General features: G+C 65.5%; 1 pseudogene. It reads left to right on the top strand.

What is annotated here, in order from left to right:
- Positions 1 to 249: pseudogene (locus EOD29_RS33825) on the top strand (hypothetical protein); the annotation flags it as partial.

Raw genomic sequence — 249 nt, 5'->3', positions numbered from 1 at the left:
CGCTGACGCCGGACAGCGGACTTCTCGATCTTGATGGGCATTTCGGCCTCAATCCCGCCGCCGCCGACCTGATGCCGCTCTGGAAGAGCCGAGAACTCGCCTTCGTCCATGCGGTGTCGACGCCCTATCGCGACCAGCGCAGCCATTTCGACGGGCAGGACATGCTTGAGTCTGGCGGCGAACATGTCGCCGAGGAAAAGACTGGCTGGCTGAACCGGGCGCTCGCCGTCATCCCGCGGTCGGATGCGC

Origin of the sequence: Mesorhizobium sp. M1A.T.Ca.IN.004.03.1.1, from assembly GCF_003997555.1 — a bacterium.
Classification (GTDB): domain Bacteria; phylum Pseudomonadota; class Alphaproteobacteria; order Rhizobiales; family Rhizobiaceae; genus Mesorhizobium.
Note: the sequence above shows the minus strand (reverse complement) of the source record. Positions and strands in the feature narration are given on the sequence as shown.